General features: G+C 66.0%; 2 protein-coding genes. Both read right to left on the bottom strand.

Annotated features, from left to right (window positions below):
- Window positions 1-4,255 (bottom strand): strawberry notch family protein (locus NR193_RS32250; RefSeq protein ID WP_256754698.1); only part of this gene is annotated, 4,255 nt, incomplete at its 3' end.
- 96 nt (window positions 4,256-4,351) lie between these two features.
- The gene (locus tag NR193_RS32245; protein ID WP_256754697.1) at window positions 4,352-6,484 is read right to left on the bottom strand and encodes a ParB/RepB/Spo0J family partition protein; all 2,133 of its coding nucleotides are present in this window, start codon (window positions 6,482-6,484) and stop codon (window positions 4,352-4,354) included.
- Window positions 6,485-6,520: the final 36 nt, after the last annotated feature.

The following is a 6,520-nucleotide window of genomic DNA, read 5'->3' as shown; positions in this document are numbered from 1 at the left end:
TCCTGAGCTTCCACGAAATGATCTCGTGGAAGAGACCGTAGGCGGTGAGGCGCTCGCGCATCGTGTCGGTGAAGCCGGACAATTCGATGCGCCATGCGCCCATGACGCGGCTGCGGCGAAGCTGGAGATCCTCGGCAAGATCGAGGATGGTCCGGCCGTCCATCAGAGCCGCAAACGCCTGCTCCGGCGACAGCGCAACCACATTCGTCGCAGACGCGTTGGCGACCCATGCCGGCGAGACGCGGCGGCCGATGAGGCGCTCGCCCTCGTCGGTCCGAAGTCGATAAACGCGGGTCGACTCGTTGGGCAGGCGCTTCCAGATCGGCAGCAGCAGGCCGGTGACCATGTGCAAGACCGAGTCCGAAAACTCCGGCACACCGGCGATTTCGGCCGTCCATGCAGTTATGAACGCCTCGCGGTCGGCCTCGACCCAGTGTGTTTCGCCCATGGCCTTGAGCGGCATGTTCTGGCCTTCCATCGGCCGGATCAGGCGAACACGTCGCTCGACCTCGCCATCGTCGAGCATGACGCTCGGGGTCGGTATCTGCACGGCGGCGCGGCCCGATTGCTCGTTGATGAGCAGTAAGGCACGCGGATCGCGGAGTTGATCGAGCGCCGCAGTGAGCGTGACGGGCCGATTTCGCTTGCGTTCGGTGATCGTGAGCAGGCGGCTTTCAGCGCCGGTGCGTGGATGGGTGTAGATCACCTGCCGACCGGTGACGACGAAGTTTTCGGCCTGCAGCGTCTCCAGTCCGGCGTCGTAGGTGCCTGACGCGATCGCGCCCTCGATGCGCGCCGCCAGCAGTTGCTCGAAGGCACCGAACAGCACGCCCTGCAGCGCAATGGTCAGTGCGAGCAGGCGATTGAGGAAGGTGGTGATCGGCGGCAACTCGTCCTTGATGCCATTGGCATCCGTCAGATTGAGACCCGTCGCCGCCTCGAAACGCTCGAGCGAGCAGCCCTCGACCTTGCCGCGTACGATCAGCAGATAGAGTTGCCGTAGCGCATCGCGGGCATAGTGGCTTTCCAGATTGTCCTCTGGCCGGAAAAGGCCCTGGCCACCGGTCTGGCGCTGGCCACGGGTGATCGCGCCCAACGTGTCGAGACGGCGGGCGATCGTCGAGAGGAAGCGCTTTTCCGCCTTCACATTGGTCGAGATCGGCCGGAAGAGCGGCGGCTGCGCCTGATTAGTGCGATGCGTGCGGCCCAGGCCCTGAATGGCGGTGTCGGCCTTCCAGCCGGCTTCGAGCAGATAATGCACACGCAGCCGCGTGTTCCGGGCCGAGAGTTCGGCGTGGTAGCTCCTCCCCGTTCCGCCCGCGTCCGAAAAAACCAGAACGCGCTTCTGGTCATCCATGAAGGCCTGCGTCTCGGCGAGGTTGGCTGACCCGGCACGGCTTTCAACGACAAGGCGCTCACCCTTGCGGACAATGCGGCGCGAGCGACCGGTGACCTCGGCCACGATACCCACCCCGAAATGCTGGACGATCTGGTCGAGTGCGCCGGGGACAGGCGTCAAGCTGGCGAGTTTGGCGATCAGCTCGTCGCGCCGGGCGACCGCCTCGCGGCTCTCGACGGGCTGGCCATCGCGGTAGACCGGGCGCGACGACAGATTGCCATCGGAGTCGGTGAAGGGCTCATAGAGCTGCACCGGGAAGGAATGGGCAAGATAGTCGAGGACGTATTCGCGCGGCGTGATGTCGACTCGGACGTCGTTCCATTCCTCAGTCGGCAGCTCGGCCAGCCGCCGTTCCATGAGCGCCTCGCCCGTCGAGACGATCTGGACAACGGCCGCATGGCCCTCCTCCAGATCGCGGGTGATAGAGCGGATCAGGGTCGGCGTCTTCATGCTGGTCAACAAATGACCGAAGAAGCGCTGCTTGGCGCTTTCAAAGGCGCTGCGCGCGGCCGACTTGGCCTGGGCATTCAGCGTGCCGGTGCTGCCGGTGATATTGGCCGCCTGCATCGCCGCATCAAGATTGTTATGGATGACGCCGAAGGCCCCAGCGTACGCGTCATAGATGCGGACCTGTTCGGGCGTCAGCTCATGCTCGAGCAGCTCGTATTCGACGCCGTTGAAAGAGAGCGAGCGGGCCGTATAGAGGCCGAGTGCCCTGAGGTCTCGTGCCAGCACTTCCATCGCCGCGACGCCGCCGGCCTCGATCGCCTCGACGAACTCGGCGCGGGTCGAGAATGGAAAATGCTCGCCGCCCCAGAGGCCGAGCCGCTGGGCATAGGCGAGATTGTGAACGGTAGTGGCTCCGGTGGCCGAGACATAGACGATGCGGGCATTCGGCAGGGCGTGCTGCAGCCTCAGGCCGGCACGGCCCTGCTGCGAGGGGCCGGCGTCGCCGCGTTCGCCCTTGCCGCCGGCGGCGTTCTGCATGGCGTGAGCTTCGTCGAAGATGATGACCCCATCGAAATCCGGGCCCAACCATTCAACGATTTGTTTGACCCGCGAAACCTTCTCGCCGCGATCGTCGGAGCGCAGCGTGGCATAGGTGGTGAATAGGATGCCTTCCGCGTGCGTGACCGGCTTGCCCTGCGGGAAGCGGGAGAGCGGTGTGATCAAAAGGCGCTCCATGCCTAGTGCGGACCAGTCGCGTTGCGCATCCTCGATGAGCTTGTCGGACTTGGAGATCCAGACCGCCTTGCGCCGGCCCTGCATCCAGTTGTCGAGAATGACGGCGGCGGACTCGCGGCCCTTGCCTACACCCGTACCGTCGCCGATCATGAAGCCTTGCCGGAAGCGCACGGCCTCTGCGGTGGCATCGGCCGCGGCGCTAACCACGTCAAAGGTATCGTCGAGCGTCCAGGCGCCGGCGAGATACTCGGCGTGAGCCTCGCCGGCATAGATGACGGTCTCGAGTTGCGCGTCCGAGAGCAGGTCAAGGACGTTCTTCGGCAGGCGCGGCCGGTAGCTGGGCTTGGGTGGCGCCACCGAGGCCATGGCCGCCGATTGAACGAGCTGGGTGGGGTGAGCCCGAGAGCCGGGGATGCGGATCGCCTGAAGCCCGTAGGCCTCATAGATGGCGTCGCTGATCTGGCCGTCCTCGGCTGCCTGCCAGTCGACAGCCTCATAGGCGAGGTCGATGGCTTCCGGTTCGGCGATCGACATGCGTGGCGTGGTTCTCGCCGCGCGTGTGAGAGAGCCGTGCACGGTGCGGGGTGCGGCGACCGCCGATGCCGCGCTGGAAACGGCGGCCATCACGACCGGCGGCCGCGCGGGAAGGCGCTCCTCAATCCACGCGAGGAGCGTTACCGCATCCGGAGCGATGCCGGGAGCATCCGCGAAGACGGTGGGATCGTCCGCTGGGAGCTTGTCGATGACGGTGAGGCGTGTCGGAAAGGTCGTGCCATGCTTGGCGTAGGCCGAGCCATCGATGGCGGCGGAGAAGACGACGCGGCCACGTTCCTGCAGGTGAGTGAAGGCGGCGGTCCAGGCCGGATGGTCGGGCGCGAAGTTCGCACCGGTGATCGTCACCAGCCGCCCGCCGGGCGCAAGACGCGCCAGGGCCGAGGCGACATGCCGCCAGGCCGCGTCGGCCATGCGGCCCTCGACATTGGCCATGACCGAAAAAGGCGGGTTCATCAGCACCACGCTCGGCACTGCGCCGGGATCGAGATGGTCGTCGATCTGGGCGGCGTCGAAGCGGCTGGCGGAGACGGCCGGAAAGAGGCAGGAGAGAAGTGTCGCGCGCGTCTCGGCAAGCTCGTTGAGGACGAGCGACGCGCCGGCTGTCTCGGCCAGGATGGCGAGCAGCCCGGTGCCGGCGGAAGGCTCCAGTACACGGTCGGCGGGCGTGATGGCGGCGGCCGTTGCCGCGACCAGGCCGAGCGGAATCGGCGTCGAGAACTGCTGGAAGGTCTGCGCCTCTTCGGATCGGCGGGTATGCGTCGGCATGAGACCGGCGATCTTCGACAATGCGGAAAGCCGGAGAGCCGGCGACGCCGCCTGGCGGAACAACGCCTTGCCGTACTTGCGCAGGAAAAGGACCGTCGCGGCCTCGCAGGCATCGTAGGCCTGCTTCCAGTCCCAGGCGCCGGCAGCGTCGGAGGCCCCGAATGCGGCTTCCATCGCCGAGCGCAGGTTTGGCGCGTCGATGCACTCGCCGCGTTCGAGACGGGGAAGCAGCAGGCCGGCGGCGGCGAAGATAGCGCCGGCTGCAAAGCCCGCGGGCGGTTTGGGGGTGCCGCCCGAGTAGCGGATCAGCGAGCCGAGCGGGGCGTTGTCATAGACGGTGTGGGCGGACATGGATGTCTCCTGAAAAGAAAAGGCCCGACAGGGCGTCGGGCCACGAGGGTGAGGTGAAGGGAAACGGCTAGGCCGGAGGCGCCCAATCGATGGGTGCTATTCGGCAGCGACCGCGTGAGCGATGACCTCATCGGCTGCCGCCGAGTCGTCTTCGTCATCGCTGGCGAGGAATTCGGGAAGGTCTGCTTCCTCGCCCTCATCCGGCTGCGCGGCCGGCGCGTCATCGCCGCTGAGGCGGAGCGGTTCGGGCAGCCAGCCACTATCGGCCAAGAGGCGCTCGGCCTCCTTGGCCATGTCGGCCTTCTTGAGATGGTCGATAAGCTGGGCGGCCTGCTCGCCGGCGCCTTCGCGCACGGCTTCGAGAATGCGGGACTTGGTGACGCGGCCGAGATAGTTATCCACCGCCGGCCGCCAGCCCGCATCCACCATGTCAAGCCCGGTGGCACGGGACAACCGATCGGCTTCACGCAGGCGCTGATCGAGCCCATGCTGGGAAACACCGCTGCCGTAGGGATTGGGTCGTTCGAACAGGGCGTTGATCCCATAGCTGACGCAATGCGCCAACAGCGCCTGCCGGCTGGCTTCATCGAGCCCGTCGAGCCAAGCCCATAGGGTCTCGTCGTCACCCAGCGGGATGTCGCCCTTCCACGCCTCATGGCGTTCGTCGATCGCCTTGGCCGCGGGGCTGTCTTTCAGCTCGGCGTCTTGCGTCGGCAAGTGGACATGTCGGACGAACGCCTCGAGGCAGCCGGTCGCGGAGCGATGACCGAAGGTGTCGAGGACGAGCCGATGCAACAGCGCCGTGATCGCCACATGCTGGTTCTCGGCCACGGCATTGCGCAGCGCCAACGTGCGATGCGCGGTGAGCTCGATCACCAGGCGTTCGGGCAGCGGTTTGATGGCGTCGCCTTCATCCTCATCGGGCTCGGACGTTTGCGCGCCGATGGTGATGGTAGCGCGGCGAACCGAAGGATCGTCCCTGCTCTCCTCGTTCTCGGTCGCACCGTCGGGCTCGGCGGCGGCGTCGTCGACCGCCTGCATCGCTTCGTCCTCGGGGCGCACATATCCGCGATCGACGACCAGGTCACCGTCACGGTCGATGCTGATGAAGGCACCGGCGCGGCCGATCTCGGCCCGATCGTAGTTCATCGGGCGGCTCTCGAAGGCCTCAAGCGCAGTCTCGATCTGGCCGAGGCGCCGATCGACCTCGTCGGGGAGTTCGTCGGATTCGCCATACTCGGCTTCCAGCCGATCGTACTCCGCGCGCAGGGCTTCGCGTTCCGCCCGCTCCGCGTCGGTCAGATCGACGGGGGTGCCGGCCAGTGCCCGCAGACCGTGATTATGACCATAAGGCAGATCGACATCGACCACGATCCACTTCCAGCCCTCCGCCGCGATCTCGTCGGCGATCGACTTCAGCTTGTCGCGGACCAGGCGGTCGAGCAGAGCGGGGTCCTGGAGCCAGCCGCCATTGTCGGACTCGAACAGGTCGCGCAGCACGACGCCGGCAGCGGCGACATACGCCTCGACACCGACGAACAGCGCACGGCGATCGGTCGCGCGCACCGTGGTTTCCGTCAAAAGGCGCCGGATCTGCTGCGGCTCCTTCGACCAGGAGTTTTCGAGCGCCTCCCAGACCTGCTCCTGGCGGGCGTGGTCGTCGGTCACGGTAAAGGCCATGAGCTGCTCGAGCTGCATGCCCTCCTGCTCGTAGACCTCGTGCAGCTTGGGCGAAACCTTTGCGAGTCGCAGGCGCTGCTGGACAAAGGTAGCGGACACGAAAAGGCGTGCCGCAATCTCCTCGTGGCTGGCGCCCTGGTCGTGCAGGGTCTGGAAGGCGCGAAACATGTCCAACGGATGTAAATCTTCGCGCTGAAAATTCTCGGCAAGTGAATCCTCCTCGATCGGGACCTCACTGTCGGCGTTGGTGACGACGCAGGGAACTGGCTCGGTCTTGATCATGCGCTTCTGCTTGACCAGCAGTTCCAGCGCGCGATAGCGGCGCCCGCCAGCCGGCACCTCAAACATGCCGGTCTCGTTGCCCTCGCCATCCAACACTGGCCGGACGTTGAGGCTCTGGAGCAGACCCCGCCGCCCGATCGAGGCGGCTAGGTCCTCGATCGTTTCCCCGCGCTTGATGCGCCGGACATTGGATTGGCTCAGCATCAGCTTGTTGAAGGGGATATCACGCGAGGCGTTGAGGGTGATCTTCTGATTGGGCGTAACCATGTGGACTATCTCCGCGACGGGCGGCTGAGACTCTCT

The sequence above is a fragment of the Mesorhizobium sp. Mes31 genome (genome assembly GCF_024519675.1).
In the GTDB taxonomy this organism is placed as follows: Bacteria; Pseudomonadota; Alphaproteobacteria; order Rhizobiales; family Rhizobiaceae; genus Mesorhizobium.
This window is presented reverse-complemented; position numbering and strand designations above follow the sequence as displayed.

Bases quoted from the DNA above. Each gene is read 5' to 3' on its own strand.
- NR193_RS32245 (WP_256754697.1), bottom strand. From the start codon at position 6,484: ATGGTTACGCCCAATCAGAAGATCACCCTCAACGCCTCGCGTGATATC.